This is a genomic window from Streptomyces monashensis (assembly GCF_001866665.1).
GTDB classification, from domain to species: Bacteria; Actinomycetota; Actinomycetes; order Streptomycetales; family Streptomycetaceae; genus Streptomyces; species Streptomyces monashensis.
The window spans coordinates 179,910-206,678 of the sequence record NZ_MLYO01000025.1 but is presented as its reverse complement, the minus strand read 5'-3'; the positions used below and the strand labels follow the sequence as shown (position 1 = coordinate 206,678).

Here is a 26,769-nt window from a genome sequence, read left to right as displayed (position 1 = left end):
CAGATCCCCTGTCCCCAAAGCCGCTGCCTCCGGCGTCCCTGCCCCCAGCGCCCGCGCCGCGACCCCCCGGCTGCGCCGGGCCTCCGTCGCCGTGGCCGTGGCCGCGGCCGCCCTGGTCGGCTTCGGCTGCGCGATGCTGCTGCCCTCCGGCCGGGGATCCACCGCGAGCGCCGCGACCCCGGGGCCCTCCCGGCCCGCGGCCAGCGCACCACCCACCTCCGGGCAAGCCCCCGCCATCCCCACCGCGCCCACCGACCCCGACGGCCCCGGCACCCTCCGCCAGGGCGACAGCGGGCCTGACGTCGCCGAACTCCAGCAGCGCCTGCTGCGCGTCCCGGACGTCTACCGCGACGGCTCCACCGACGGCACCTACGACGCCACCCTCACTGCGGCCGTGGCCCGGTTCCAGCTCTGGTACGGCATCAGCGGCGACGAGCGGGGCGTCTACGGCGACGACACGCGCCGGGCCCTGGAGTCACGGACGTCACGGTCGCCCCTCGGCGACGGTTCGTGAGACCGGCCCGGAGCGGCGGACGGGGGGAATCGGTCCGACGGAGCTCCACAGCGGCCAAACGGGCCGACGGAGCCCACAGCGGCCCCCCGGCCGCGCCGTGACCGCGGCACGCACCCGACCCGGGGTACCCCGGGGTACGGGGAAGGGCGGCGCGGGGATCAGCGTCCCGGGCCGCGCCCCGACAGAGCCTCGCTGACCGCCCGTACGCTGCGGGCGATGTGCTGCAGCTGCAGGACCTCGGCGGCGTACAGCTTGATCGTGTGCTCGATGACCGACTCGGGCAGCCCCAGCATCGGCAGCTCGGCGCGCGCGGTCTGCAGGGCGGTCCGGGCCACCCGGACCTCCTGCTGGACCTGGAGCTGGGCGTGCCGGGCGAGCAGCACGGGGTGGCGGATGAGCGCCGGATAGCTGGCGTAGCGCGCGGGGATCAGCTCCCGCAGCCATTTGGCCGCCGAGCGCTCCCAGTCGTACGAGCCTGGCGTCTTGACCTGACAGGGCCAGTCGGGACTGATGCGCGTGCTGGTCAGGGGCATGATCATCGCTTCCGGTGTGCGGCGTCGTGAGGGTGGTCCGACGAATGCGGGGCGGCCCCGGCCTAGGGGATGGCCGGGGCCGCCACGGGCGCGTCGCGCAGACGGCGCGCCCCGGAACACCACACGTACCGACGTGGGTAGGAGCCGACGGCCGGGGGTGTCCGTTCGGGGGCCCCGGCCATCGGGAACCGGCGCTGCGGGTGGTCTTGCGTGCGCATGGCTGGTCCGTCGGCTTTCTCGGGGCGGTGGCGCGAGCGGTGGGTCCGCGTGCGCGGAACGTGCCCGGAGTGGGCCGGGCGCGATCCGTGAGCAGTATTTATATATGCCGTCCGGTTTGCAAGGCGTATGAAAACATTCATGCGTGCTTTGTGGCGGATGATCCCTGTCCGGGGGTATCGGGAGGCGCAGGATCTTCACGGATCCCTGGCGCGGACCTCAGTCCTTCATGAAGAACTGGTGGTGCTCGGAGAGCTGCTCGTACTTCTCCAGCCGGGCCTGGGTGCGCTCCGGATCGGCGTCGGTCATGGCCTGGAGCAGCGCGGCGGCCAGCACGCCGGGCGCGGCGTAGGAGTCGAACACCATGCGCGAACCGGTGCCGGTGGCGAAGGTGATCTCGGCCGCTTCGGCCAGCGGCCCGAGTGCCAGGTCGGTGACGAGCGCGACCTTGAGCCCGGCGTCCCGGGCCACCCGGACGGCCTGCAGGGTCTCGTGGGAGTGCCGGGGCATGGCGAAGGCGAGCACCCAGGTGCCGCCGGCCTCGCGGGACTGGAGCAGGGCGTCGTAGGCCACGCTGCCCCCGCGCGTGACGAGCCGCACGTCGGGGTGGATCCGGCGGGCCGCGTAGCCGAAGTACTCGGCGAGGGACACGGAGATGCGCAGGCCCAGCACGGTCAGCGGGGTGGAGCGGGACAGCGCGCGGCCGACCCGGATGATCCGGTCGGGGTCGGCGAAGTCGCGCCGCAGGTTCTCCAGGTTCTCGATCTCCGCGTCGACGGCCGCCTGGAGTTCGTTGGCCCGGTTCTCCTCGCCCGGGCCGCCCGCCAGCGTGCTCAGCGCGATGGCCTGGAGCCGCTCGCGCAGCGCGGGATAGCCGCTGAAGCCGACGGCGGCGGCGAAGCGGGTGACGGAGGGCTGGCTGACCCCGACGCGATCGGCCAGCTCGGTGATCGACAGGAACGCGGCCTCGGTGATGTGCTCGATCAGATACTGGGCGATGCGCCGCTGACCCGGCGACAGACGGGGGCCGTCGAAGAGTTCCCGGAGCCGGGAGGTCGGAGCGGGCTCGGCCTCGGGCACGGTCTTGCCCGAGGTGATCGCTGACGCCTGTGCGCGTGCCTGCTGCGGCGAGGGCACCCGGCCGCCTCCTTTGTCTGCCACGACCACTCAACATAGCTCACCGGCCGTCTTGACCAGCGGGTTGAGCGTACGTGCTCACCGTCGGTAGAGCGTGATCGAATAGCCCACATTGCCGACCGGATGACTGGAAGCGATCAGTTCGGCCAGTCGGCCGCTTGCCTTCGCGACCGCCGAGTCCGACACCACGAGCAGCCCGTGCACCCGGTCCGGCGGCACGTCGCGCGGATCGGCGGCGCGGATGCCGTAGTACGACGGCACGCCGCTGCCCTTGTAGACCAGCCACACCCGCTCGCCCGGATCGTCCCGGCGCAGCCGGTCGGCGAGCCGGCCCAGGTCCTGTCCCCAGTCCACGTTGGAGTCGTGCAGCAGCCGGTGGGTTTGCGCGGGCCCGCCGAACGCGTCGTTGGCGTACGGCAGGTAGTACGGGAAGGTGCGCAGCGAACTGACCGCCGTCCACAGCACGAGCACGGCCGTCACGGCGGCCGCCCACCGCCACCGCCTCCGGGACCACGGAGCCCGGGCCGGCACGCACGCCGGCACGCAGGCCGCCGTCACCGCGAGGAACACCGGCACGCACAGCGCGTACCGCGTCCCGAACTCCCGCGATCCCGTCATCGCCGCCGCCAGCAGCACGCCGGGCGGCACCAGCAGGTACGGCGCCGCGGGCCGCAGCCGCCGCAGCGCGACCACCGCAACGGCGCCGGCCGCGCCCAGCGCCAGCAGGCCGATCGGGGTCTTCACCAGCAGGGCGACGGGCAGGTAGTACCACCGCCGGCCGGTGTACAGGTGCCCGAACAGATAGCCCTGCCACGGGTAGTCCTCCAGCCCGAACTGCACCCGCATCCCGGCCCGGTACGCGGGCGGCAGCGGCAGCAGATCGACCAGCCTCCCGCGCAGCCCGTGCAGTGCCGGGACGGGTTCGGCGGGGGAGAACCGCAGCAGGGGGTCGACCGCCAGATACGAGGCCCAGACCACGGCCACCGCCACCAGCGCCATGCCGACCGCGGCGGCGAGCGCGGTCAGCACCCTGCGCCGCCGGCCGGCCCCCGCGGAGGCGACGGCCACGGACACCGCGGCGAGCGCCGTCAGCACCGGCACCGCCGGCAGCGCGCTCATCTTGGTCGCCACGGCCGCCCCCAGCGCCACCCCGGCCGGCGGCACGTACAACCCGGGCCGCCGGCGCGCCCGCCACAGCAGCCATACCGAGGTCAGGACGAAGCCGGTCACCGGCATGTCCAGCGTGGCCAGCGAACCGTGGGCGACCACGTCGGGCGTGAAGGCGTACAGGGCGAGCGCCACCAGCCCACCCGCCGCACCCGCCAACCCACCCGTCAACCCACGCGCCGCACCCGCCAACCCGCCCACCGCACCCGCCAACCCGCCCACCGAACCGGTCAGTTCGCCCGCCGTGCCCGTCAGGTCGCGGGCGAACGCGAAGACGACCAGCCCGAACAGCAGCGTCAGCACGATCACCGGCAGGCGTGCCCACAGCATCAGCCGCCCGGGATCGTTGCCCGACTCGTACAGCAGATGCCGGCCCACGTCCCCCTGCGTGCCGGGGTACGACGCGTCGTAGCGCGGGTCCGCCACCGCCGTCCCGGCCTCGATCAGCAGCTTGCCGAGCGGCGGATGTTCGGGGTTGTAGCGGATCCGGTGCTCGCGCAGATAGTCCGTGGCCGTCGCGACGTACACCGGCTCGTCGATCGTCGGGGTCTGCTGCACGGCCGTCGTCACCATCACCGCGGCCATCTGGGCGAGCAGCAGCAGCGCCACGAGCGGCACCAGCCACCGCCGGTGCCGGTGCAGCCCGGCGTACGGGCGGGCCGGGGCCGCGGCGGGAGCCGCCGGGCCGGGGACCAGGTGCTGTGCGCGCGCCATCATCCGCCCCGCGGTGGCACCGGCCGTACGGCGGCGGGAGCGTGCGTGGGCCGGATCATGGCCCTACTGTCGCACCGCTCCCGCCACCGGGGGCGTCACCGCTGCACGAGTCGTACCGACAGACCTTCTGCCGTGTACACGGGTACGGCCCGCAGGTGGCCGGAGTTCACCTCGATCCGCGCGAACCGGCCGCGCAGCCGGGGCGCGTCGAGGACGGGCAGCGTGCTGCCCGCGGCCGGCGGCCGCTCGGTGTCGAGGCGCAGCGACAGCGCGGCCCCACCGCCCAGCACTGCCAGGTGACGGACCGTCAGCGGCGCCTTGCGGCCCGTGCGCAGGGTGATCTCCAGCGTGCCCGCGTCCTGGGCGTAGGCGCCGCGCACCCGCAGCCGCCCGGCCACCCGCAGGGTGCCGTCCGTGATCCGCACGTCCCCGTGGCCGAGGGCGTCCTCGCCGCCCGCGACCAGCGCGCCCTGGGCCAGCACGGTCCCGCCGGTGTAGCGGTTGCGGCCGGTCAGCGTGAGCGTGCCGGTGCCGCGCTTGGTCAGGCCGCCGCGGCCGTCGATGCCGTTGCGCCAGGCGTCGGCCGCCGAGAATCCGCCCGCCGCCGCGTCCAGGACGACGGTGACGTCCGTGTCGAAGGCGCCGTAACCGTCCGCCGCGGCGAACAGGTTCAGCCGGCCCCACTGCTCGAAGCCGTCGAGCAGCACATAGCCGGAGGGCAGCGCGGTGCTGCGCAGCACCGCGCGGCGCTGGTCCGCGCTCAGGTACGGCAGCCGGGTCTCCAGCAGCACCTCGGCGCCCTTCGGCACGGTCAGCGGCAGCTCGCGGCCCTGCCGGGTGAGGACGTACGTCAGCCGGGGCCGGACCGCGCGGGCGTTGGCGGCACGGTCGGCGTACGGGTCGGTGCCGGTGTGCGCGTAGGAGAAGAGGGTGTCGGCGGTGGTGCCGGTCCGCTCGGTGAAGTAGGCGAGGGCCTGGGCGCGGGCGGCGGCCTTCAGCTGGGCGTTGGCCGGGTCGGCGAGGGTGGCGGCGGCGAGGGCGGTGGCCATGATCCGGCCGCCGATGACGTCGACGGGGTGGTGCATGCCTGCCACGATCCGGGTGTGGCTCAGCTCGACGGCGCGCGTCACCAGCTCCTGGAAGCGCTCCGGCACGGCGTACGCGTAGGCCAGCGCGGCCAGGTGGAAGGCGTTGGTGTGGCCGCTCGGGAAGCCGCCGTCGTCGGTGGCGGAGGTGCCGCGCTGGCGCAGCAGCTGCGGGGCGACGGCCACCGGGGAGTCGTACACCGGGAAACCGAACGCGTCGGTCCTGCCCGTGTCGACGACTTCGCTGTTCTCGTTCAGCCGCCACGGACGCGGGTACTGGTAGGCGTACTTGGCGGGATTGCCGGAGGCGTACGGGCCGCGCACCGTGTCGACCAGTTCGGCGACCTTGCCGAGCGAGGAGTCGTGGGCGCCCGCGCCGAGCGCCGAGCCGGCCGGGGCGTCGGCGGGCACGGCGTCGTTGACGGTGGTCGCCGGGGTGCCGTCGGGGGCGTCGTTGATCGAGGTGACCGCTTTGGCGCCCGCCTTGTACAGGTCGGCCAGTGGGCCGAGGCCCGCGATCATCGCGTAACTCTGGTGCCGGCGGTCGTAGACGAACGCTTCCTTCGCCTGGGCGTCGGTGCGCTCGGCCGTGGTACACGCGCAGTAGCGCAGGTCGGCGCGGAGGATCGCGGGGCGCAGCGGGGCGCCGGTGTCCCAGGCGGCGCCGGTCTTCCACACCTGGGCGAAGCCGCCGAGGACCCGGACCACGGCGTTGGTCTCGGGCGTCAGGTTGCCGGCGACGTTGGTCCGGTAGGAGTCCACGAACGCGGCCGGTGCGGTGGCCGCCGTGGCGTCGGCCGCGGGCAGCCGGACGGCGACGGCCGGGGCGGCGAGCACGCCCGCCGACGCGGCCAGCGTGGTGGTGAGGAACCCGCGCCGGTTCAGCGCGGCGGAGGGGGGCCCGGCAGGTGACGGCATGCCTGTGCCTCTCGGAAGCGGTCCACGGAACGCGGGGCGCGATGGGCCGACGTGTGCGAAACCGTGGAGAAGAAGGAGGAGGAAGTTGAACGCGTGAATATCTAGGGGTGGGGTGTGACCCGTCGGGGAGTCCCGGGTGAGCTCGGTCTGGTCGGCAGGTGAACGCGAGGCGCTCGGCACACGGAAACCGACAACCGCCGCCCGGCACAACGGAGTTCCGGTGTCTCGCTCACAGCAGCCCGCGCGCGAGCGTCACCGCCCCCGCCACCGGGGGTACCCGCAGCGGGCGCGGCCGGGCCGACGGCAGGGATGCGGCGAGGGCTGCGGCGAAGGCGTCGTACAGCGCGGGCTGGGCGAGGATGGTGCTGCCCGCGACCACCACGTCGTCGGTCACCGCGCCGCGCCGGTCGAGGAGTTCGACCAGCGCGGCGAGCGCGCGGCCGCCGGCGGCGATGACGTCACGGGCGAGCGCAGAGCCGTCCTCGGCGGCGGCGAAGACGGCCGGGGCGTGCCGGCCCCAGGCGGCGGACGGATCGGGGGCGCTCTCCAACGCGGCGCCCAGCGCGGGCACTTCGGGGACGCCGAACGCGTCGAGGAGGGCCGTCGCCAGCGCGTCGGGTGCCTCGCCGCGGTCGTGGGCGGCCCAGCAGGCCCGCGCCGCCTCGCGGACCAGTCCGGCCGCGCCGCCCTCGTCGCCGAGCACCGCGCCCCAGCCGCCGACCTGCACGGCCGTGCCGTCGGCGCGCCGCCCCACCGCCACCGAGCCGGTGCCGGCGACCAGGCCGGCACCGCCCTTCGCCAAGCCTGCGGCGGGGACGAGGAGTTCGGCGTCGCCCACGACCAGCGTGGGCACGTCGAAGTGGAGGTGCAGGGCGGTACGGAGCTGCTCGCACTGGCGCGCGGTCTCGCAGGCGTGGCCGCCCACCGCCAGTGCCGCCGGGCGCGGGCCGGCCGGCAGGGCCTCGGCGATCAGCCGGGCCAGCCAGCCGGCGGCGGCGACCGGGTCGTGCGGCCGCCAGCCGCCGCTGGTACGGACGTGGTCGGCGAGCGGGGTGTCCCCGGCCACGGCACGCAGCCGGGTCTTGGTACCGCCCACGTCGATGCCGACCAGGACGGGCGTGGAGTCCTGCACGGGACCTCTTTCGTCGTGCGTCGGGTGCGCTGTGCTGTGCGTGCGCGCGGTGCAGCGACGGCGGGCGAACCGTGCCGGGGGAAGCCGGGAAGAGCCGGTGGCAAGCCGGTGAAAACCCGGGAGACGGGCTGGTCGCAGCGATCGGGAGGCCCCGGGACGGGCCTCTGGCGGAGCACGGCAGGCGAGTACCGTGAAGTTCGTTAGGAAATTAACTAACGAAGTACAGTGCGTCAAGAGTCCTCGCGACCTGTGGGAGAACCGTGGAACACGACGTGGTGGCGGCACCCCGGCTGACCGAGAGCGCGAGCGCGGTGTTCGCCGTGCTCGCGCAGGCGGGCAGCGCGACCCGGCCGCAACTGGCGAGCCTGGCCAAACTGTCCAAACCGACGGTGTCCTCGGCCGTCGCGGAGCTGGAGAGCGCCGGGCTCGCCGCCCCCTCCGGCACCGCCTCCAGCGGCACCGGCCGCAGCGCCGCCGTCTACCGGCTCGGCCCCGGCGCCGGCGCCGTCCTCGCCGTCGACCTCGGCCCGGACCTCACCCGGGTCCGCGGCTGCGCCCTCGACGGCGCCCTGCTCGCCGAGGTCACCGCGTCCCGGGCCGAAGCCGCGGACGCCGTCCGCGAGGCCCTCGGCACGCTGCCCGCCGCGTTTCCGCCGCGCGCCGTCGTCGTCGCCGTCGGCGACGTCGCCGCGCCGGCCGGGAAGGGCGCGCCGGTGCGTCCCGCGACCGCCAAGGCCGGCCCCGTCTTCGACGCCGTGGCCGTCGCACTGCCCCCGGGCGTGCCCGTGCACCTGGAGAACAACGTCAACTGCGCAGCGCTCGCCGAGCTGCACGAGGGCGCCGCCCAAGGCCGTGCCACCTTCGCCTACCTGCGCGTCGGCGTGGGTGTCGGCCTCGGCATCGTCATCGGCGGGCAGGTGGTGCGCGGGGCGAACGGCGCCGCCGGCGAGCTGGCGCGGCTGCCCTACCCCTGGGACGACGACAGCGAGCCGCGCCTGGAGGCCCTGGAGGACTACATGGGCGCGCGCTCCCTGCTGCGCCGCGCCGCCGAGGCCTGGCGGGAGAGGGACGGGCCGTGCCCCGAGACCGCCGAGCAGCTGTTCGCGCTGTCCGGCGAGGGGCGGGCGCCGGCCCGCGCCGTCGTCGCCCGGCACGCCGCCGACGTCGGCCGGCTGGCCGCCGCCGTGACCGCCGTACTGGACCCGGGGCTGATCGTGCTCGGTGGCAGCACCGGCGCGGACCCCCGGCTGCTGCCCGGGGTGCGGGCCGAACTGGCCCGGCTGAGCTGGCCCACCGAGGTGGTCAGCAGCACGGTCGGCGACCTGGGCACCGTCGTGGGCGCGGCCCGGCTCGCGGTGGCCCGAGGTGTCCGAACCGTGACCGAGCCCGGGCGGCGGAAGGATTGACGGCTTCCGGCCCGTTCTGCCAATGTCCGGACAAGCGCTTTCTAAGCCGGTCGGGACGTCGGCTTGGGTCGGCGTCCCGACCGTACGCGACGTACGGCAGCCGCACGAGGGCGTGCTTGTGCGACGACGGCACTCATGGCCGGGGATCCCACCCGCGAAGGCGACGCGGCCGGGCGAGGCCGCGCCCCCGGGAAGCGAGATTTCACCTGCAGAATGCACCCGTGCCGCCTCGGTCGGCGCCGTGCTCCGTCCCCCTACGACGAAAAGGGATCGAAGATGACCAGTGTGGGTGTGCGGCGCTCCCGCCGACTCGGCCGCGGCGGCATACGCCGCGTGGTTCCCCTCGCTGCCGTGGCCGCGGCAGGTGCCCTTCTGCTCTCCGCCTGCGGGTCGGGGTCCGGCTCGGGCGGCAACTCCAAGTCGCTGACGTTCTGGATCTCCACGGTTCCGGGGCAGGACGCGGGCTGGAAGAAACTGGTGGCGCAGTACAAGAACGAAACCGGCGTCGACGTCAAGCTCGTCAACATCCCCTACGACGGCTACCCGGCGAAGCTCCACAACGCCGCTCAGGCGAACGCTCTGCCGGACGTGGCGGACGTGCCCGCGCTGGACCCGATCTGGTCGAACAAGCTGCTCGACCTCAGCTCCGTCGCCAACGACAAGAGCAACAACATCAACGGCAACTTCCTCGCCAAGGACTCGTCCGGGAAGGTGCTGTCCATCCCTTCGGACGTCACCGCGTCCGGCCTGTACATCAACGAGACCCTGTTCAAGAAGGCCGGCGTCTCCTTCCCGGCCTCGCCCCAGAAGACCTGGACCTGGACCGACTTCATCAAGGCGGCGAACACGGTCCGGGAGAAGACCGGCGCCAAGTACTCCCTGACGTTCGACCAGTCGCCGTCCCGGCTCCGCGCCATGGTGTACGAGATGGGCGGGCAGTACGTCCACGCGGACTCCTCCGGCACGTTCTCGGTGGACGCCGCGACCAAGAAGGCCGTGAACTACTTCGTCGGACTGAACGACGACAAGACCATGCCGAAGTCGGTATGGACCAGCGGCGCCGACCCGTCGGCCATGTTCCAGAGCGGTGACGTGGTCGCCTACTGGTCAGGCGTGTGGCAGGTTCCCGCCTTCGCGGAGAGCATCAAGAAGTTCGACTGGGCGAGCGTCCCGACTCCCGCCGAGCCGGTCCAGGCGAGCGACGTCAACAGCGGCGGCATGATGGTCGGGTTCAACAACAACGGCGCCGCGGCCACCGCCGCGCAGAAGTTCCTGGCCTGGGTGTACGCGCCGAAGCAGTACACCGAGCTCGTCGAGACCTCCGGGTTCCTCCCGGTCGAGAGCGGTCTGAACCCGAAGTACCCCTTCACCTCCGAGGCGGCGCAGGCGGCGTTCAAGCTGTACAACGAGGAGATCCCGCTCTACGCCCCGATCTCCGGGTACTTCAACACCGCGCAGACGAACTGGGTGCTGAAGGGCAAGAGCCTCACGACCGACCCGACCAAGACGGAGCTCGGCAAGGCGATCAACGGCCAGCAGTCGGCCGACAAGGCCCTGGAGAACATCGTGGCCGGCTACAACCAGCAGGTCGGCGGCGGGTCGTAGACCACAGGGCCGGGCGGCGGGGCCGAGACACCGCCGCCCGGCCCTGGCCGCCCACGTGACGCCGGGCTCATGGCGTGAGCCCACAGGAATCCCTTCCAGCAGCACGGAGTCAGGAAGATGACAAAACGCGCCTCGGACGTGTCCGCGAGCCCGCCCAGGAGACGCCGCAGCTACACGATCGCGCCGCTCGTCCTCATCGCGGCCAATGTCGTGCTCTTCGCGCTGTTCTTCGTGTGGCCGGCGGTGATCGGGCTCGTCTACTCCTTCACGAACTACACGGGGGTGGGGGCGTTCCAGTTCGTCGGACTGGACAACTACAGCAACCTGTTCGGGGACTCCTCCTTCTACGAGGCGCTGACCCGGACGCTGCTGTACACCGTCCTCTTCGTTCCGCTGAACTTCGCGCTCTCGCTGCTCATCGCCAACATGCTGGTGAGCAAGCACGCCAAGGGAGCGTCGCTCGCCCGCGTCGTCTTCTTCATCCCCTGGCTGCTGTCGCCCATCGTCGTGGGTGTCCTGTGGCGGTGGCTGTTCGGCGAGAACTTCGGACTGGTCAACTACGTCATCGAGAAGCTCGGCGGGCACGCCGTCCCGTGGCAGTCGAACGCGGACCTGTCGCTGCTGGTGGTGGTGATGGCGGCGTCCTGGGCCTGGACCGGCTTCTCGATGCTGCTGTTCATCGCGGCGATCAAGAACGTGCCGGTGTCGTACTACGAGGCGGCCTCGCTCGACGGCGCCGGTCCCTGGCGCCAGTTCATCAGCATCACGCTGCCGAGCATCGCGCCCACCTCGTTCATCGTCATCCTGCTCAACACGATCAACGCGATGAAGGAATACCCGCTGTTCGTCTCCCTCAACAACGGCGGACCCGGAACGTCGAACAACCTGCTGGTCCAGTACATCTACCAGACCGGCTTCCAACGGGGCCAGATCGGCTACGCGAGCGCCGCGTCGTTCGTGCTCATGCTCATCCTGATGGCCGTCGCGATCGTCCAGCTGATCGTCAACCGGCGGGTGGAGAACCGATGACAACCACAGACATGCCACGCCCGGTCGACGCCGGTCCCGGACAGGCCGTCTCGAAGAAGCGGACCCGCAACGCGGGCAGCGGCGGGGTCCGGCGGGCGGTGTCCGCGACGACACTGCTGTGGATCCTGGCGTGCCTCTACGGACTGCCGGTGCTGTGGTTCATCCTCAGCTCCCTCAAACCGGCCGGGGACCTGTTCTCCTATCCGCTGACGATGGTTCCGCACCACCCCACCCTGTCGGGATACCTGACGGCGTGGCGCAGCGCCAACTTCTCCCAGTACTTCGTCAACACGACCCTCGTGTGCGTGATCACGACGATCCTCACGGTGGCGGCCAGCTGCTGCACCGGGTACGCGCTGGCCAAGTACGACAACAAATGGCTCAAGGCGTTCTTCATCTGCATCCTGGCCACCACGATGCTGCCGGGCGAGGTCATGCTCGCCCCGGAGTTCCTGGTGGTGCGCAACCTCGACCTCTACAACTCGTTCACCGGCATCATCCTCCCGGCCGTGCTCACCGCGACCGGATGCTTCATGTTCCGCCAGTTCTTCCTGACGGTTCCCGACGAACTCGTGGAGGCCGCACGCATCGACGGCGCCCGCGAACTGTCGATCTTCCTGCGGATCATGGTGCCGCTCTCCCGGCCCATCATGCTGACCCTCGCCATCCTGTCCTTCCAGTGGCGGTGGAACGACTACATCTGGCCGCTGCTGATGCTCAACGACCCCACCAAGTTCACCGTGCAGATCGGCATCCAGAGCATCGTCGGCGCGCAGAACATCAACTGGTCGGTCCTGCTCGGCGCATCGGTCATCTCCATGATCCCGCTGATCGTCATCTTCCTGGTCTTCCAGCGCTACGTCATGGGCGCAGACATCAATGCCGGACTGAAGGACTGACCGTGCCCACTCCGTTCGACGACGAGTTCGTCCGCGCAGCGGCGCTCGCCGCCGACGGGTCGGCCGACCCGTCGGCGGAATTCATTGAGCCGCACCGCGCCCTGGCCCGGCGGGTGAAGACCCTGGTCGCGGCGTACCTCTCGCCGGAGTCGGCCCTGCACGGCAGCGAGCGGGCCGTCGCCGCCGCGCTGACCCACCTCCGTGCCCTGCGGTCCGTGCAGACGGCCTCCGGCCTCTTCGCGGGCGGCGACAACGTGCAGTCGCCGCCGGACTCCGCGTTCACCGTCAACGACGTGTGCGACGCGCACGTCCTCGCCGCGGGCGCGGGGCCGGAACTGGCCGACGTCACGGCGGCGCTTGCCGAGATCGCGGGCGCCGCCACCGGCCCTCTCCTGACCGGCGGGGTGCACACCCCGAACCACCGCTGGGAGCTGTCCGCGGCGCTGGCCCGGCTGCACCGCTCGTTCCCGGACGCCCGGCTGCTCGCCCGCGCCGAGGAGTGGCTCGCCGAGGGCGTCGACATCGACGCGGACGGCCTGTACTCGGAACGCAGTGCCGTCTACGCGTCCCTCGTGACCAACCCGTCGCTGCTGTTGCTGGCCGAGGTGCTCGGGCGTACCGACCTGCTGGACGCCGTCGAACGCAACCTTGCCACGACCCTGGACCTGATCAGGCCGGACGGCACGGTGGAGACCGTCCACTCGCGCCGCCAGGACCAGAAGCTTTCGTTCCCGTTGTGGCCCTATCTGCCGCACTACCGGCTGCTCGCGATCCGCACCGGCCGGGGCGACTTCGCCCGCGCGGCCCGCCTGGCGGCCGCCGACGGCATCGACGACCCCGACCTGCTCGCCCAGACCCTCCTCACCCCGGATCTGTGCCGCGCCCTGCCGGCCCCGGACGCGGAGAAGCTCCCGCGCGCCCGGTATCTCCCCACCGCACGCCTCGCCGCACACGCCTCGGCCACCGCACACACCGTGGTGTACGGCGGCTCCGACGTGCCCGAGCACCGGCGCATCCGCTCGGGCCTCGCCTGCAACCCCACCTTCCTGCGCCTGTTCGCCGGTGCCGCCGTCCTCGACGCGGTCCGTCTCTCGCGGGGGTTCTTCGACCTGGGCCCTTTCCGCGCCGCCGACATGGAACAGCTCGCCGACAACCGGTACCGGCTCACCGAAACCCTCACAACCGCCTACTACCAGCCGCTCCCGAAGGACCGGAGGCGCGACGACGGCGCCTACCGCCTGGTGGACGAGGGCCGCTTCTCCGCGGCGATGGCCTTCCCTGACCGCCCTCGGGACGAGGTCTCCCACACGACCCGCGTCGAGGTGGACCTCAGGGAAGACGGTGCCGACCTGCGGATCGACATCCGCGGCCCACGGGTGCCCTGGGCCCTCGAACTGACCTTCCGGCCGGGCGGCGTGCCAGAGGGCGCCGTGCCGATCGGCGACGGACGCTGGTGCCTGACGAGGGGGCCGATGACCTACCGGGTCGGCGACGACGAGATCCGGGTCGAGGCCGGCGTCGAGGCAGGCGAACCGCTTGCCGGGCCGGACCGGAGCGACGTACTGCGGTACGACCCGGGTCAGGACCACACCGTGGTGGGCGGCACCGATGCGACGACCGGGAACCGCGTCTACATTGGTGGACACGGCCCGCACACACTGACCGTCGCACTGCGCGCCCGCCGGCCCGCACCTGTCGTGTGACCCCGACGAACCGACGCCATGGCCACCTCAGGCATGAAGGGCTGATCCCCGTTGCACCTCCCCCGCCAGCGCGGCCCCCTGCACGACCTGCCCGACACCCCCGAGGCCTACGACGCCGTCCTCGCCGACGTCGTCGAGCAGGCCCTCGCCCGCCTCACCCCCGAGGGCAACCTCGAACACCCCGACGCCCTCGACGACGTCGGCGACACGTCGCTCGGCATCACCGCGCTGCTCGCCCTCGCCTGGCAGCGCGGCAAGGACCCCCGGCTGCCCGAGGCCGTCCGCCGCAGCCTCGCCTTCCACCTCCGCGAGCGTGTCTACACCGGGGACAACCCCGGATACCCCAACCTGCGCCGGACCAACTCGGGTCTGCCGTACGCCCGTTACGTCCTCGAAGCGGGCGCCCACCCCATCGGCGACTGGCCCAGCACGGTCTGGGCGCTGCTCCAGGCGGTCAACGTCCTCGACGCGGCCGACGGCCTCCTTGACGACGAACCGCGCGCCGAACTACGGGAGTTGGCGCACGGCTACTGGTGCTGGCTGACCGAGGCGACCTTCTTCAACCCGCAGGAGGCCGGCAACCAGGCCATCGGCTGCGTGGTCGGCGGCCTGATGCTCGCCCGCCACCTCCCGGCAAAGGAGGGGGAGTCGGTACGCGCACGGGCACTGAGCCTGTACGCCGAGGAGATCCGCGCCCGCCGGGTCCGCGACCGGGGCGCCCTGCTGCCGCCCGAGCACGGCGGTGCCTACGACAACAACTACGGCCCCATCTCCCTGTCCTTCCTCGCCCAGGCCCACCGGGTCAGCGGCGCGGAGATGTTCGCCGAGGACGGCGACACCCTCGCCCGCTACCTCGACGCCCGGCTGACCAGCGGCGGCTACGACTGCGGCGGCCCGCGCTACAGCGAACAGCACTCCGGCTTCGAATCCGTCCTCGGCCTGCGCTACTTCGGCGCACGCATCGGCACCGACCTGGGCCGCTACCGGGGCGACACCCGCTGGGCCCGGCACGCGGTCCAGCGTGACGGCCGGATCGACGGGCACTTCGCCTTCATGCTGGTCTGGCAGATCCAGGACCCCACGCGCTGGCACCGCACCCCGTCGCCCGCCGTCGCCCGCCACCAACTGCGCTGCGGCACCGTCTCCGTGGCCTTCGACAGCCGGCTGACCCCGGCCCTGATCGAGGCCGCCGGCACCTACTACCTGCCCGCCGCCGTACGCCGCCAGCACGGCTTCGGCCCGGTCACCGACGGCTTCCTGCTGTGCCGCCCGATGGGCGAGGTGCGGGTCCGCGACGTCCGCGCCGACGGGCTCGCCGCCAAACTGGTCACCAAGCCGGTCGTCGGCCGCGACCACGTCCTGCGCCACGTCCGCTCGCTGTACGTCACCGACGGCACGCGGCTGTGGGTGACGGTCGCCCTGGGACGGCTCGACGGAGCGCCGTACCTGCTGTCCGGACTGCCGTACGCCGCCGACGACGGCGACCGGGTGCGCCGCGTCGCCGAGGGCGAGGCGGTGTCGGCGGGCGGGCTGAGGCTCACCCACCCGGCAGCGTCCGGTCCCGACCATTTCGACGCCCGGGCCGAACTCACCCAGGAGCAGGCCGCGTTCGCGCTCGCCGCCGACCCGCGCGGCTACGGCGACCCCGACGAGGGCTGGCGCCACCTGGTCTCCTCCACCGCGCTGGAGGCGGAGCCGGCGCCGGGCGCACCGCGGGGGCTGCACGTGTTCGCCGTACGGTACGGGCCCGGCGGAGCGTTCGCGCCCGTCCTCGAAGCGGCGGGGGAGGAACTCACCGTGCGCACCGAGGCGTTCACGGCGGTCCTCGGCCCTGCGGCCGGGGACGACCGGGGCGAGCCCACGCTCATCCTGCGCCGCTGAGTCTCAGCGCTCGGGGAGCACGGCGGCCGGGAGCGCGGCGGGCGGCACCACCAGGTCCGCCCGCCCCCGTGTCGCCGCCACCAGGCCGGCGTTGCGCTGGTCCGTGCCCAGCACCCAGGCCACGGCGCTGTCGTGGTCCTTGCCGAACTCCTCGTGCCGCGCGACCAGCCGGCGGATCCGCTCGTCCTCGGCGATCTCGCAGAACCACACCTCGTCCAGGCACGGCCGCACCCGCGCCCACGAACCCTCCGCGAGCAGCAGGTAGTTGCCCTCGGTCACCACCAGCCGGGCCGTCGGCGCCACCGGGACCGCGCCCGCCAGCGGCTGCTCCAGGACCCGCTCGAACCCGGGCGCGTACACCACCTCCTCGGTGTCCTCGCGCAGCCGGCGCAGCAGCGCCGCGTACCCGGCCGCGTCGAAGGTGTCCGGGGCGCCCTTGCGGTCCCGGCGGCCCAGGCGGTCCAGTTCGGCGTCGGCCAGATGGAAACCGTCCATCGGGACGTGCGCCGCCCAGGGCGGCCCGTCCCCGTTCAGGGCGCGCACCACCTGCTCGGCCAGGGTCGTCTTGCCCGCGCCGGGGCCGCCCGCGATGCCGAGCACGGCACGCCGGCCGTCCCGGACGAGGCCACGGGCGCGAGCGAGAAGGTCGTCGAAGGTCAGCGGCACACCGCCCAGTGTGGCACCGCCGCGTGCGCCGCGGGCTGTGCCGAGAAGTACGCTCCGGTGTGGCGTGCGCCACCTCTCGAACGCCGATCGTGGGGAAGAGTGCCGGTATGACTCAGCTCGGTCTGCCAGAAGCGATCCAGGCCTGTCTGTTCGATCTCGACGGGGTCGTGACCAAGACGGCCCTCGTGCACGCGGCCGCCTGGAAGGAGACGTTCGACGCGTTCCTGCGCGACTACGACGGCGAGCAGGGGCGGCCGTTCGACGCGGACGCCGAATACGACGAGTACGTGGACGGCCGCCCCCGCGCCGACGGCGTGCGCGCCTTCCTCGACTCACGCGGCATCCACCTGCCCGAGGGCAGCCCCGACGACCCACCCGAGACCCGCAGCGTGCACGGCCTCGGCAACCGAAAGAACGACCTGCTCCGCGAGAAGATCCGCACCGGCGGCGTGGAGGCCTACGCGGGCACCCTGCGCTATCTGGAGGCGGTGCGCGCCGAGGGGCTGCGCACGGCGATCGTCTCCTCCAGCGCCAACTGCCGCGACGTACTCCGTGCGGTCGGCGCCGAGCACTTCTTCGACGTGCGGATCGACGGGATCGTCGCCGCCGAGCGGCACCTGCCCGGCAAACCGCACCCCGACACCTTCCTCGCCGCCGCCCGCGACCTCGGCGTCGAACCGTCCCGCGCCGCCGTCTTCGAGGACGCCCTGGCCGGCATGGACGCGGGCCGCGCGGGCGGGTTCGGATACGTCGTCGGCGTGGACCGCGTCGGCCAGCGCGAAGCGCTGTACGCGCACGGCGCGACAATCGTCGTGGCCGACCTCGCGGAGCTGGGAGGCGAGGAATGATCACCGGCCGGTCGTACGCCGTCGAGCCGTGGGCCGTCCGCGAGACCGCCCTCGACCTCGGCGTCCTCGCCCAGAGCGAGTCCGTGTTCGCCCTGTCCAACGGCCATGTCGGCTGGCGCGGCAACCTCGACGAGGGCGAGCCGCACGGCCTGCCCGGCAGCTACCTCAACGGCGTGCACGAGGTGCACCCGCTGCCGTACGCCGAGGCCGGGTACGGCTACCCGGAGTCCGGCCAGACGGTCATCAACGTGACCAACGGCAAGATCCTGCGACTGCTGGTGGACGACGAGCCGTTCGACCTGCGCTACGGCCGGCTCTTCGCCCACGAACGGGTCCTGGACCTGCGCCGCGGCGTGCTGGAGCGGACCTGCGAGTGGACCTCGCCGGCCGGCTCCACGGTCCGGGTGCGCTCCACCCGGCTGGTGTCGCTGACCCAGCGCGCGGTGGCCGCCGTCGCCTACGAGGTGGAGGCCGTCGGCTGCCGCAGCCGCGTGGTCATACAGTCCGAGCTGGTCGCGGGCGAGACGCTGCCAGCCTCCGACGGCGACCCGCGCGCGGCCATGGCGCTGCAGTCGCCGCTGGAGCAGGAGGACCACTTCGCCGCCGACCGCCGGCTGCGGCTGGTGCACCGCACCAAGCGCAGCGGCCTGCGCGTCGCCGTGGCCGCCGACCACGTCGTCACCGGCCCGGAGCGCACGACGACCCGCAGCGAGAGCGGCTCTGACGTGGCCCGGCTCACCGTCACCTCCGTACTGGAGCCCGGGCAGACGCTGCGGGTGGAGAAGCTCGTCGCGCACGGCTGGTCCGGCACCCGGTCGCTGCCCGCGATGGCCGACCAGGTCGACGCCGCCCTCGCCGCCGCCGCGCAGGACGGCTGGCAGGGGCTGCTCGCGGACCAGCGGGCCTGCCTGGACGACTTCTGGGCCGGCGCCGACGTCGAGGTCGAGGGCGACGAGGAGATCCAACAGGCCGTCCGCTTCGCCCTGTTCCACGTCCTGCAGGCCGGCGCCCGCGCCGAGCAGCGCGCCATTCCGGCGAAGGGCCTGACCGGCTCCGGATACGACGGGCACGCCTTCTGGGACACCGAGATGTTCGTGCTGCCCGTGCTCACCCACACCGCGCCCGCCGCCGTCGCCGAGGCCCTGCGCTGGCGGTACAACACCCTGGACGAGGCCCGCGAGCGCGCCGCCCAACTCGGGCTCGCCGGCGCCGCGTTCCCCTGGCGGACCATCGCCGGACCGGAGGGCTCGGCGTACTGGCCGGCCGGCACCGCCGCCTTCCACGTCAACGCCGGGATAGCCGACGCCGTCGTCCGGTACGTCGAGGCCACCGGCGACGACGGCTTCGAGCGCGAGGCCGGTGCGGAACTGCTCGTGGAGACCGCCCGGTTGTGGCGCTCACTGGGCCACCACGACACCCGCGGCGGCTTCCACATCGACGGCGTCACCGGACCCGACGAGTACAGCGCGGTCGCCGACGACAACACCTACACCAACCTGATGGCCCGGCGGAACCTGCTCGCGGCGGCCGACGCCGTCGAACGCCACCCGGACCAGGCCGCCCGGCTCGGCGTGGACGCGGAGGAGAGCGCGGCCTGGCGGGACGCCGCCGAGGCCATGCACGTCCCCTACAACGCCGAACTCGGCGTCCACGAACAGCACACCGGGTTCACCCGCTACCAGCGCTGGGACTTCGCCGGCACCCGCCCCGACCAGTACCCCCTGCTCCTCCACTTCCCCTACTTCGACCTCTACCGCAAGCAGGTCGTCAAACAGGCCGACCTGGTGCTGGCCATGTACACCTGCGGCGACTGGTTCGACGGCGAGGGCGACGAGGAGCAGATCGCCCGGAACTTCGCCTACTACGAGCCGCTGACCGTGCGGGACTCCTCGCTGTCCGCCTGCTGCCAGGCCGTCATGGCCGCGCAGACCGGCCATCTCGACCTCGCCTACGCGTACACCGCCGAGGCGGCCCTGATGGATCTTCAGGACCTGGAGCACAACACCCGCGACGGACTGCACATCGCCTCGCTGGCCGACACCTGGATGGCGCTGGTGGCGGGCTTCGGCGGCCTGCGCCCCGACGGCGAGAACCCGCGTTTCGCACCCCGGCTGCCCGAGCGGCTGAGCCGGCTCGCCTTCCACGTCCGGTTCCGCGGCCGCACGCTGCGCGTGGACATCGGCCCGGACAAGGCGACCTACGCGCTCCTCGCCGGCCCGCCGCTGACCCTGCGCCACCACGGCGAGCCGCTGACGGTGACCACCGCCGACCCGGCCGTCCGTGCCGTACCGCCGCCGGTGCGCCGCCCGGCCCCCGAGCAGCCGCCGCACCGGGCACCGGGCGCGGGCTGAGGCCCCGCGGCCCGCGCCCGGCTCAGCTCAGTGCGCCGGACAGCAGCCCCATCAGGTCGCCCGTCGCGTCGGCGGCCAGCAGGGCGGGCAGGGTGCCCAGGGCGAGGACGGCTGCGGCGGCGGTCCACAGGCGTGGCGGTGGGGTGGTGTGGAGGGCCGCGATACGGCGGGTGACGGCCCGGTCGGTGAAGCCGAGGGCGCAGGCGCGCCGGGCCCGGCCCGCCGTGAGCGCGGCCCGGGCCAGCGCGCGGGCGGTGGCGCGGCGGTCCCCGACCAGGGCCGCGGCCCGCTCGTCCGCCCAGCGCTCCACCAGGAACGCGACGGCCGCACGCACCGGGCGCAGCAGCGGATTGGCGGCCGCGGCGAGCGTCACGGCCGTCACCAGCGCCCCGTGCCGGTACGTGAGATGGGCCCGTTCGTGCGCGAGCAGCACCCGGCGCTCGGCCGGGGCCAGCGCGCTCAGCATCGCCGAGGTCACCAGGATCCGGCCCGGCCGGCCCGGAATCGCGAACGCCTGGGGCACCGCGGAGGCGGCGACGATCAGCTCGGTGTCCGCCGGCTGCCCCGCGCACAGCCGCCGCAGCACCCGCCGCGTGGACCGCTCGGCGCGCACGGCGCGGTGCAGCCGTACGGCGACGACCAGCAGCGCGGCACTCGCGCCGAGTCCGATCACCTCCGGCACCGGGTCCATCACCGGACGACCCGCCTCGCGCGCCTCACGGATCACCGGCGGGGCGTCCCCGAGCAGCGCGGCGGCCAGCAGCACCAGCGACCAGGTGGTGGCCGTGGCCGTCAGCACGGCGGCCGACGCCAGGACCGGCGCGGCCAGTGCCGGGGCGACGCGCCGGGCGATCACCGGTCCGACCAGTGCCAGCAGCAGGGACAGCACCAGCGGTCCGTACACGTCGAAGATCATGCGCCGCCCCCGGCGAGCAGCTCGCGCAGCGCGCGCTCCTCCTCGGGGCTCAGCCCCGTGACGAACTGCTGGAGCGCGGCGATCGGGTCCGGACCCCGGTCCAGGGCCTCGTGCATCGCCTCGGCGGTCAGCTGGGCCGCGTTCTTCGCCGGCCGGTACGCGCCGCGCCGCCCGGCCGCGTCGCGCAGCACCAGCCCCTTGTCGTACAGACGCTTGAGGATCGTGTGCACCGTGTTGTAGGCGAGCGCCCCGTCGACCTCGGCCTGGATCTCCGCCGGAGTCAGCGGCCGCTCGGTGGCCCACAGCGCGGCCAGCACTTCGCTCTCCAGCTCCCCGGCGCTGCGCCGCTCCGCCCTGCCGCGGGACTCCGTGCCAGCCATGCACCAACCTTACAGCGCGTAGTGCGTGGACCAGATGGCCCCGTCCGCCCGACAAGAGGCCGCGATACGGGGTAGTTTGGGGGTGTTTTCCCTTGGCCCTACAAGCTGTAGGGTTGTAGGGGCTCAGCCCGCCACGGGGCAAGAGGGGTGATCATGGCCGCCGGCGCGCACACCACACACGCGGTATCGCGGAACGCCCACCCCGGGAGCGGCCGATGACGCCCTCCGGAACGGAAACGACCGCGGGCACGGAAACGTCCCCGCCCACGGCCCCGGCCGCCGAACTCGCCGCGGCCTCCCCTGTCGTCCGCCGGCCCGCGCCCTGGCACCTCGGCGTCCTGCTCGCCGTCCTGCTCGGCGGGGCGTACCTGGCCCGCCGGCACTGGCCCGCGCTGGAGAGCGGAGCCGGGCGGCTGGCCGGAGCCGACCAGGGGTGGATGCTCCTCGGCGCGATCGCGGCCCTCGGCACCTGGGCGGCCTCGGCGCTCGCCCAGCAGGGCGCGGTCGTACGGCGGCTGCCCCGAGCCCGGCTGGTCGCCGCCCAGTTCGCCGCCTCCGCAGCCAACCACCTGCTGCCCGCGGGCCTCGGCGCGGGCGCGGTCAACGTACGGTTCCTGATGCGCTGCGGACTGCCCGCCGCCCGCAGCGCCGGCGCCCTCGCCGTCAAGGCCGCCACCGGTGCCGTCGTCCGCCTCGCACTGATCGCGCTGCTCGTCCCGGCCTGCCCGGGCCTGCTGCGGCTGCCGCGCCTGTCCCTGTCCGCGACCGTCCTCGCCTGCGCCCTGGGCGCCGCACTCCTCCTGACGGTCCTGCTCGTGACCCCCTGGTGGCCGCGCTGCCGCCGGGCCCTGGCCACCGTCCTCGCCGACATCCGCGCCCTGCACGCCTGCCCCGCCCGCGCGGCGGCCCTGTGGGGCGGCTCGCTCGCCTTCGCCGCTCTGCACTCCCTGGTCCTCGTCGCCGTCGGGCAGGCCGTCGGACTGCCGCTGCCCCCGCTCCAGGTGGCCCTGCTGTACCTCGCCGCGAGCAGCGCCGCCGCGCTGCTGCCCACGCCCGGCGGACTCGGCTCCCTCGACGCGGCGCTCGCCCTCGCCCTCACCGTCGCCGGCGCCCCCGGCGCGGCCGCCGCCTCCGCCGTCCTCGGCTACCGGCTGCTGACCGTGTGGCTGCCCCTCGTCCCGGGCCTGCTGGTGCTCGGGGTGATGGTGCGCCGCAAGGCCCTGTGAAGGGCGGGGAGTTTCCCGCGCGGCCACTTCAGGTAGGAGTCGGGTGTCGTATGCCCGTACTGGAGGGGGAGAGCCATGACCGGGACCGAGACAGCGGGGCTGCCGAGCGAGGCGTTCTTCACACCGGGGTCGTCGTCCTTCACCGAGTTCCTGGCCGCACACCGCCCCGGACTCCTGCCCACCACGCCCCGGCTGCCCGGCGGCGTGCGGACGGCACCCGACAGCTTCCCGCACGGCACCACGGTGCTCGCCCTGACCTACGGCGACGGCGTGCTGATCGCCGGCGACCGCCGGGCCACCATGGGCAACCTCATCGCCCAGCGCGACCTGGAGAAGGTGCACCCCGCCGACGACTACACGGCCGTCGCCTTCGCCGGCACCGTCGGACTCGCCGTCGACATGGTCCGCCTGTACCAGGTCGAGCTGACGCACTTCGAGAAGATAGAGGGCACGGCGATGACCCTCGCGGGCAAGGCGACCCGGCTCGCGGCCATGATCCGGCAGAACCTGGCCCAGGCCATGCAGGGCCTCGCCGTCGTCCCACTGCTCGCCGGGTACGACCTCACCGCACCCGACGGCGGCCGCGGCCGCATCTTCGCCTTCGACCCGGCCGGCGGCCTCTACGAGAAGCACGACTTCTACGCCGAGGGCTCCGGCTCGCCGTACGCCCGGGGCGCCCTGAAGAAGCTGTACCGGCCGGGGCTGACCCGCCGCGAGGCCGTACTCGCCGCGCTCCAGGCGCTGTACGACGCGGCGGACGACGACTCGGCCACCGGCGGCCCCGACCTGAACCGCCGTATCTTCCCGGTCGTGTCGGTGATCACCGCGGACGGCTTCGCACGGCTGTCGGAGGAGGAGACCGAGGAGCTGAGCCGGGAGATGATCCTGCGCCGCGAGGACCGCCCGGACGGCCCGCACGCCGCGCCCTGATCGCATTCCAGAACATTCGAGACCAGGATTTCCACAGACCGTGCCGAAGTGCGGGTGACGGATAAATCCTCATCGTATTGTCGGCCGTTCTGGTGCTGAAATTCCGGGTGTCGTCCGTGCCGCGTGCGCATGGCGGCGCGATAGGTCATCCGGGCGGCTTCGCACGAGAACGGCGGTGCCTGGCTTGCGGACCATGCCGGAGTGTCCGATGCTCGACCCGTCGCCGTTCAATGGAGTGGATGGGGAATTCGGCAGATATTCAAGGACGATCGCCGTATGGAGTGGGAAAATGCGAAGAACGCGCTGGAAGCGTTTTGCCGCCATCCTGGCGCCGAGCATTGCCGCCGCTGCCGTCCTGACCGTGAGCGTGGCGCAAGGCGCTCTCGCGGCCTCGTTCTTCATCTCGGGTGACACATTCAAGATCGCCGCGGACTCCCTGACGGGCAAGGGCCTGAGTGTCTACGGCATGGTGAACGTGACACGCAAGGGTAAACTCGTGCCGGTCACCGTCACGGGAGTGAGGGCCGCGAAGATCGACGGGCTGTGTCTGTCGGTCCTCTTCCCGATCCCCGTACTCGGCTCCTACACCCTGCGACTGACCGGCGACCGCGACCGTCCCGCCACGACACGGGACATGTTCTTCGATGTCGACCAGCTCAACGCCAGCGAGCAGAGCCTGAAGAATCTGGACATCGGTGTCGCCGCCGGATCGCTCACCTCGGGCGAAGTGTCCCCCGGCGACCGGGACTCGAAGTTCTTCGACCCGAACAGCATCGCGCTGCAGAGTACGGCGATCGCCATGAGCAACCTCCGTGTCAACGCCGTCGCGGCTTCCCTGGGCTCTCTCGACCTGCCCGGAGCGCGGGTGTCATTCAAAGCGGGCGCGCGCGAATGCTTCTGACCCGCCGGCGTGCCCGAAAAGTGGTGAGCCCTCTGACATGAAGAGTCCGACCATGCCGGCCGAGTGGCGTGATTCCCTCTCCCGCACGAGACACGAATTCCGAATCTGGCGCGATACACGGCCCTTCTGGGCAGGCCTGATCACTCTGTCAGCGGGTCTGCCGATCATCTATTTCCCCTACGCGCACCTGAGTTGGGGCGGTGTCACCTTGGCACTCTCCAGCACGGCCGGTGCCGCGTCACTGGTCATCGGTGTCCTTCTCGTCGTCCTCGGCCCCCTGTTGTGGTTCCAGCAGAACGCACGCCTCTTCGCCGGAATCGCCGCGATCCTGATGTCCTTGATCGCGCTGCCGCTCGCCAACTTCGGTGGCCTGCTGCTCGGTACGCTCCCCGGCCTGATCGGCGGCTCCCTCGCCTGCGCCTGGACGGCACCCGACGACACCTGCGCGCCACCGGCGGACGGCGGTCCTCATGCCCGGTGACCGCCGCGGCGTCCCGCCCCACGACGGCATGCAGGCCGGGAGCGGCATGATCGAGGCACGTGTCCCGAGAGCGCGCGCCGCGTTCCCCGGAATCGCCGGACCGGTCGGGCACCTCTTGCTGCTGGGCTCGCTGCCTCTCGCTCTCCTGGCGATGGCAACCGAGCCACCGGGAACGGGACCGGCGACGACAGGCCACTTCGTGCCGAGCGCACGTCGGGCCCCCACCTCCGGAGCAGGCACCGGCCACGTTCCCTGCACGTCCCGCAGCCGCCCCACGGCCGGCCCGCACCCCGCGCATTCCCCCGGCGCGGACGCGACGACGTGCCGTACGGGACCGTCGCACGAGCCGGACCAGGCGGTCGCCTCTCCGGGACAGCCGGCCTCCGCCCGACGCGGTCGCGGTACCCACCGCAGCCGCACGCCCTCCGTCGTCCCCACTCCGGCCGCCCCGGCCGGGGAGTCCTGGACCCTCACATCACGGCGGCTCGTGCTGTACGGCACACGGTTCGCGGGTGTGGTCACCGTCAGGACCGCAGCGGGAACCGAGCGACTGCTCAAGTTCACCGTCCGCTCGTTCGAAGCGGCGGACCTCGACCTGACGGTCCGAAGGGGGCTCGCCACCTGGCATCTCAAGGCCGGAGCCGGCACCGTCGCCACCGCGGGGAGCCCGGCGACGCTGTACGCGGAAAAGCTGGTCGGTACGGCCTTGGTACCGGGCCGCAGGACGGCCGTGCCCCACGGACGCGTCGTGATCAGTCCGAGCTCCGTTCCGCGGTGGCTCTCTCCTCGGGTTCCCGCTGCGCGGAACACCCGCCGCCGGACGGTCGTCATCGAAGGGGCGGCCCTCTACCGGATCCGCCTGACCGGCGGAACTCTGACGATGCCCAGGCCCCACCTCACCATGACGTAGCGGCCGGCAGTCTGGTTCCCGAACGCCTCCGACTTCATCCACGACAACCGCAACCGCGGAATCGACATCCTCGACGTCGTCATCTGCCTCTACCGCACCGCCCGGCCCGGCCAGACCCCCGAGGACACCGCGCACCTCCTCGGCCGCCTGGCCAACTGGATGGTCGACGCCTTCCTCGACTTCGGCGACGCACCGGTCAGGAAGGTCCTCGGCATCGTGGGAAGCCAGCGGAGGGAACACACCTGCCACCGGCCCGGATGCTGCGAAGGCGAACCCCTGCCCGCCGGCGACCACCCCGAGAGCGTCACCGCTCAACTGCGTGCCCACTCCCACGGCCCGGAAGACGACCTGCCCTACGAACGCCAACTCTGGGCCGACCTTGCACGTCGCTGCGTCCCGCCGTACACCGACCTGGCCCCCGCCCCTGCTTACCCTCCTCGCCTGGGTCGCCTGGGTCGCCTGACGACAGGGCGACACCATCCCTGCACGCCACCCCCTGTGCGAGGTCACGGCCCTCGACAGCAAATACGTACTCGCTCACCAACTCCACCGAGGCCTCAACCTCGACGCCCCGGCCGACGGCTTCCTCTACACCTTCCGCAACGCGGCAGCCGAGGCTTCGACCAACGACGAAGCCGCACTCCGCGCCCTCTGACCACCAGCGCGGCCCCGGCCTACACGCCGGGGCCCGCCCCGCCCCGCCTCGGCCCCAGCACCGGACCCATAGGGCGCCGTCCGGATCACATCCGGACGGCGCGTCACCACAAGGAAAACGTTGCCTGAGGTGTCTGATGCGGCACTGGAACGGCCCCGCACCGATTCACCTCGACGGGCGCTCAGCGGGTTGGTTCGGGCTGCCTCGTTCCCGGTGCAGAGTCAGCCCGCTGGCCTCACGCGCAGGGGTGATGGTCTACAGGAGGCCGTACTCCATGGCCGTCGCGTCCGGGGTGGCCAGAAGGCCGTACTCCGTCGCGGACGCGTCCGGGCTGACCTTGACGTACTTTGCGCCGTCCTGCACGGCATGGGCGGTGTCGCCGGTGCTGCCCCCGCCGCTGACAGAAAGCAAAATGGCGACGAGCAAACTGGCGCCGAGCATGGCAGAAGTGCGGAACCTCATTAGTTCCCCCATGTATTAGTTGGGCTCGGTTCTGCACAAAACTTATTGCTTTGCCGGGAAGTTGACGACCTACCGGCGCGAACTTATCTTTCAAACTCGCTCCC

General features: G+C 72.8%; 23 protein-coding genes. 14 read left to right on the top strand and 9 right to left on the bottom strand.

The genetic code is table 11. The annotated features are described in order from the left end of the window. Positions 1 to 514 (top strand): peptidoglycan-binding domain-containing protein (locus BIV23_RS16045; RefSeq protein ID WP_107471180.1); only part of this gene is annotated, 514 nt, incomplete at its 5' end. 158 nt (positions 515 to 672) lie between these two features. On the opposite strand, the gene BIV23_RS16040 is transcribed toward BIV23_RS16045, so the two are convergent. The 5 genes from BIV23_RS16040 to BIV23_RS16020 all read right to left on the bottom strand — a co-directional run bounded on the left by BIV23_RS16040 (position 673) and on the right by BIV23_RS16020 (position 7,416). Next, on the bottom strand, positions 673 to 1,053 hold the full coding sequence (locus BIV23_RS16040) for a hypothetical protein (RefSeq protein ID WP_079173186.1): 381 nt from the start codon (positions 1,051 to 1,053) through the stop codon (positions 673 to 675). 429 nt (positions 1,054 to 1,482) lie between these two features. After that, the gene (locus BIV23_RS16035) at positions 1,483 to 2,400 is read right to left on the bottom strand and encodes a MurR/RpiR family transcriptional regulator (RefSeq protein WP_071371450.1); all 918 of its coding nucleotides are present in this window, start codon (positions 2,398 to 2,400) and stop codon (positions 1,483 to 1,485) included. Between the two features lie 78 nt (positions 2,401 to 2,478). Continuing rightward, positions 2,479 to 4,284, bottom strand: a complete 1,806-nt coding sequence (locus BIV23_RS16030) for a glycosyltransferase family 39 protein (RefSeq protein ID WP_071381508.1) — start codon at positions 4,282 to 4,284, stop codon at positions 2,479 to 2,481. A gap of 92 nt (positions 4,285 to 4,376) precedes the next feature. Next, positions 4,377 to 6,284, bottom strand: coding sequence for a phosphatase PAP2 family protein (locus BIV23_RS16025; protein WP_071381507.1), 1,908 nt, complete (start codon positions 6,282 to 6,284; stop codon positions 4,377 to 4,379). A gap of 229 nt (positions 6,285 to 6,513) precedes the next feature. Beyond that, entirely contained in the window at positions 6,514 to 7,416 is a 903-nt protein-coding gene (locus BIV23_RS16020; protein ID WP_071381506.1) for an N-acetylglucosamine kinase, read from the bottom strand. 260 nt (positions 7,417 to 7,676) lie between these two features. On the opposite strand from BIV23_RS16020, the gene BIV23_RS16015 reads away from it, so the two are divergent. The 6 genes from BIV23_RS16015 (at position 7,677) to BIV23_RS15990 (ending at position 15,939) form a co-directional block, all read left to right on the top strand. Further along, the gene (locus tag BIV23_RS16015) at positions 7,677 to 8,822 is read left to right on the top strand and encodes an ROK family transcriptional regulator (protein WP_071381505.1); all 1,146 of its coding nucleotides are present in this window, start codon (positions 7,677 to 7,679) and stop codon (positions 8,820 to 8,822) included. Positions 8,823 to 9,098: 276 nt separating this feature from the next. Next, positions 9,099 to 10,427: an extracellular solute-binding protein gene (locus BIV23_RS16010; protein ID WP_071381504.1), complete on the top strand. Its 1,329-nt coding sequence runs from the start codon at positions 9,099 to 9,101 to the stop codon at positions 10,425 to 10,427. A gap of 117 nt (positions 10,428 to 10,544) precedes the next feature. Beyond that, on the top strand, positions 10,545 to 11,456 hold the full coding sequence (locus tag BIV23_RS16005) for a carbohydrate ABC transporter permease (protein ID WP_071381503.1): 912 nt from the start codon (positions 10,545 to 10,547) through the stop codon (positions 11,454 to 11,456). Further along, on the top strand, positions 11,453 to 12,355 hold the full coding sequence (locus tag BIV23_RS16000; protein ID WP_071381502.1) for a carbohydrate ABC transporter permease: 903 nt from the start codon (positions 11,453 to 11,455) through the stop codon (positions 12,353 to 12,355). Before BIV23_RS16005 ends, BIV23_RS16000 begins: the two co-directional genes overlap by 4 nt. Positions 12,356 to 12,357: 2 nt before the next feature. Next, positions 12,358 to 14,058: a hypothetical protein gene (locus tag BIV23_RS15995; protein ID WP_071381501.1), complete on the top strand. Its 1,701-nt coding sequence runs from the start codon at positions 12,358 to 12,360 to the stop codon at positions 14,056 to 14,058. A 51-nt stretch (positions 14,059 to 14,109) separates the two neighbouring features. Further along, positions 14,110 to 15,939: a hypothetical protein gene (locus BIV23_RS15990; protein WP_071381500.1), complete on the top strand. Its 1,830-nt coding sequence runs from the start codon at positions 14,110 to 14,112 to the stop codon at positions 15,937 to 15,939. Positions 15,940 to 15,942: 3 nt separating this feature from the next. Here BIV23_RS15990 and BIV23_RS15985 read toward each other — a convergent pair whose 3' ends face one another. Then, a complete protein-coding gene (locus BIV23_RS15985) occupies positions 15,943 to 16,605 on the bottom strand; it encodes a nucleoside/nucleotide kinase family protein (RefSeq protein WP_071381499.1) in 663 nt (220 codons plus the stop codon). Positions 16,606 to 16,712: 107 nt separating this feature from the next. Between BIV23_RS15985 and BIV23_RS15980 the strand changes: the two genes are divergently transcribed. Together BIV23_RS15980 and BIV23_RS15975 are read left to right on the top strand one after the other, a co-directional pair. Continuing rightward, positions 16,713 to 17,453: a beta-phosphoglucomutase family hydrolase gene (locus tag BIV23_RS15980; RefSeq protein ID WP_071381498.1), complete on the top strand. Its 741-nt coding sequence runs from the start codon at positions 16,713 to 16,715 to the stop codon at positions 17,451 to 17,453. Further along, positions 17,450 to 19,804, top strand: coding sequence for a glycoside hydrolase family 65 protein (locus BIV23_RS15975; protein WP_071381497.1), 2,355 nt, complete (start codon positions 17,450 to 17,452; stop codon positions 19,802 to 19,804). Before BIV23_RS15980 ends, BIV23_RS15975 begins: the two co-directional genes overlap by 4 nt. Positions 19,805 to 19,826: 22 nt before the next feature. On the opposite strand, the gene BIV23_RS15970 is transcribed toward BIV23_RS15975, so the two are convergent. After that, complete coding sequence (locus BIV23_RS15970) at positions 19,827 to 20,720, bottom strand: M48 family metalloprotease (RefSeq protein WP_071381496.1); 894 nt, start codon at positions 20,718 to 20,720, stop codon at positions 19,827 to 19,829. Further along, the gene (locus BIV23_RS15965) at positions 20,717 to 21,100 is read right to left on the bottom strand and encodes a BlaI/MecI/CopY family transcriptional regulator (protein WP_071381495.1); all 384 of its coding nucleotides are present in this window, start codon (positions 21,098 to 21,100) and stop codon (positions 20,717 to 20,719) included. The genes BIV23_RS15970 and BIV23_RS15965 overlap by 4 nt, the downstream gene beginning before the upstream one ends. A gap of 215 nt (positions 21,101 to 21,315) precedes the next feature. Here BIV23_RS15965 and BIV23_RS15960 point away from each other — a divergent pair, with 215 nt between their 5' ends. The 5 genes from BIV23_RS15960 (at position 21,316) to BIV23_RS49615 (ending at position 25,548) form a co-directional block, all read left to right on the top strand. After that, positions 21,316 to 22,326, top strand: coding sequence for a lysylphosphatidylglycerol synthase domain-containing protein (locus BIV23_RS15960; protein WP_071381494.1), 1,011 nt, complete (start codon positions 21,316 to 21,318; stop codon positions 22,324 to 22,326). 75 nt (positions 22,327 to 22,401) lie between these two features. Next, positions 22,402 to 23,256, top strand: a complete 855-nt coding sequence (prcB, locus tag BIV23_RS15955; protein ID WP_071381493.1) for a proteasome subunit beta — start codon at positions 22,402 to 22,404, stop codon at positions 23,254 to 23,256. A gap of 289 nt (positions 23,257 to 23,545) precedes the next feature. Next, positions 23,546 to 24,157, top strand: coding sequence for a DUF6230 family protein (locus tag BIV23_RS15950; protein ID WP_071381492.1), 612 nt, complete (start codon positions 23,546 to 23,548; stop codon positions 24,155 to 24,157). Positions 24,158 to 24,194: 37 nt separating this feature from the next. After that, complete coding sequence (locus tag BIV23_RS51870; RefSeq protein ID WP_425443494.1) at positions 24,195 to 24,638, top strand: DUF6114 domain-containing protein; 444 nt, start codon at positions 24,195 to 24,197, stop codon at positions 24,636 to 24,638. 487 nt (positions 24,639 to 25,125) lie between these two features. Next, a complete protein-coding gene (locus tag BIV23_RS49615; protein WP_143079087.1) occupies positions 25,126 to 25,548 on the top strand; it encodes a hypothetical protein in 423 nt (140 codons plus the stop codon). A 910-nt stretch (positions 25,549 to 26,458) separates the two neighbouring features. Here the strand turns inward: BIV23_RS49615 and BIV23_RS15935 are convergent. Next, on the bottom strand, positions 26,459 to 26,644 hold the full coding sequence (locus BIV23_RS15935; protein ID WP_071381489.1) for a hypothetical protein: 186 nt from the start codon (positions 26,642 to 26,644) through the stop codon (positions 26,459 to 26,461). Positions 26,645 to 26,769 lie beyond the last annotated feature (125 nt).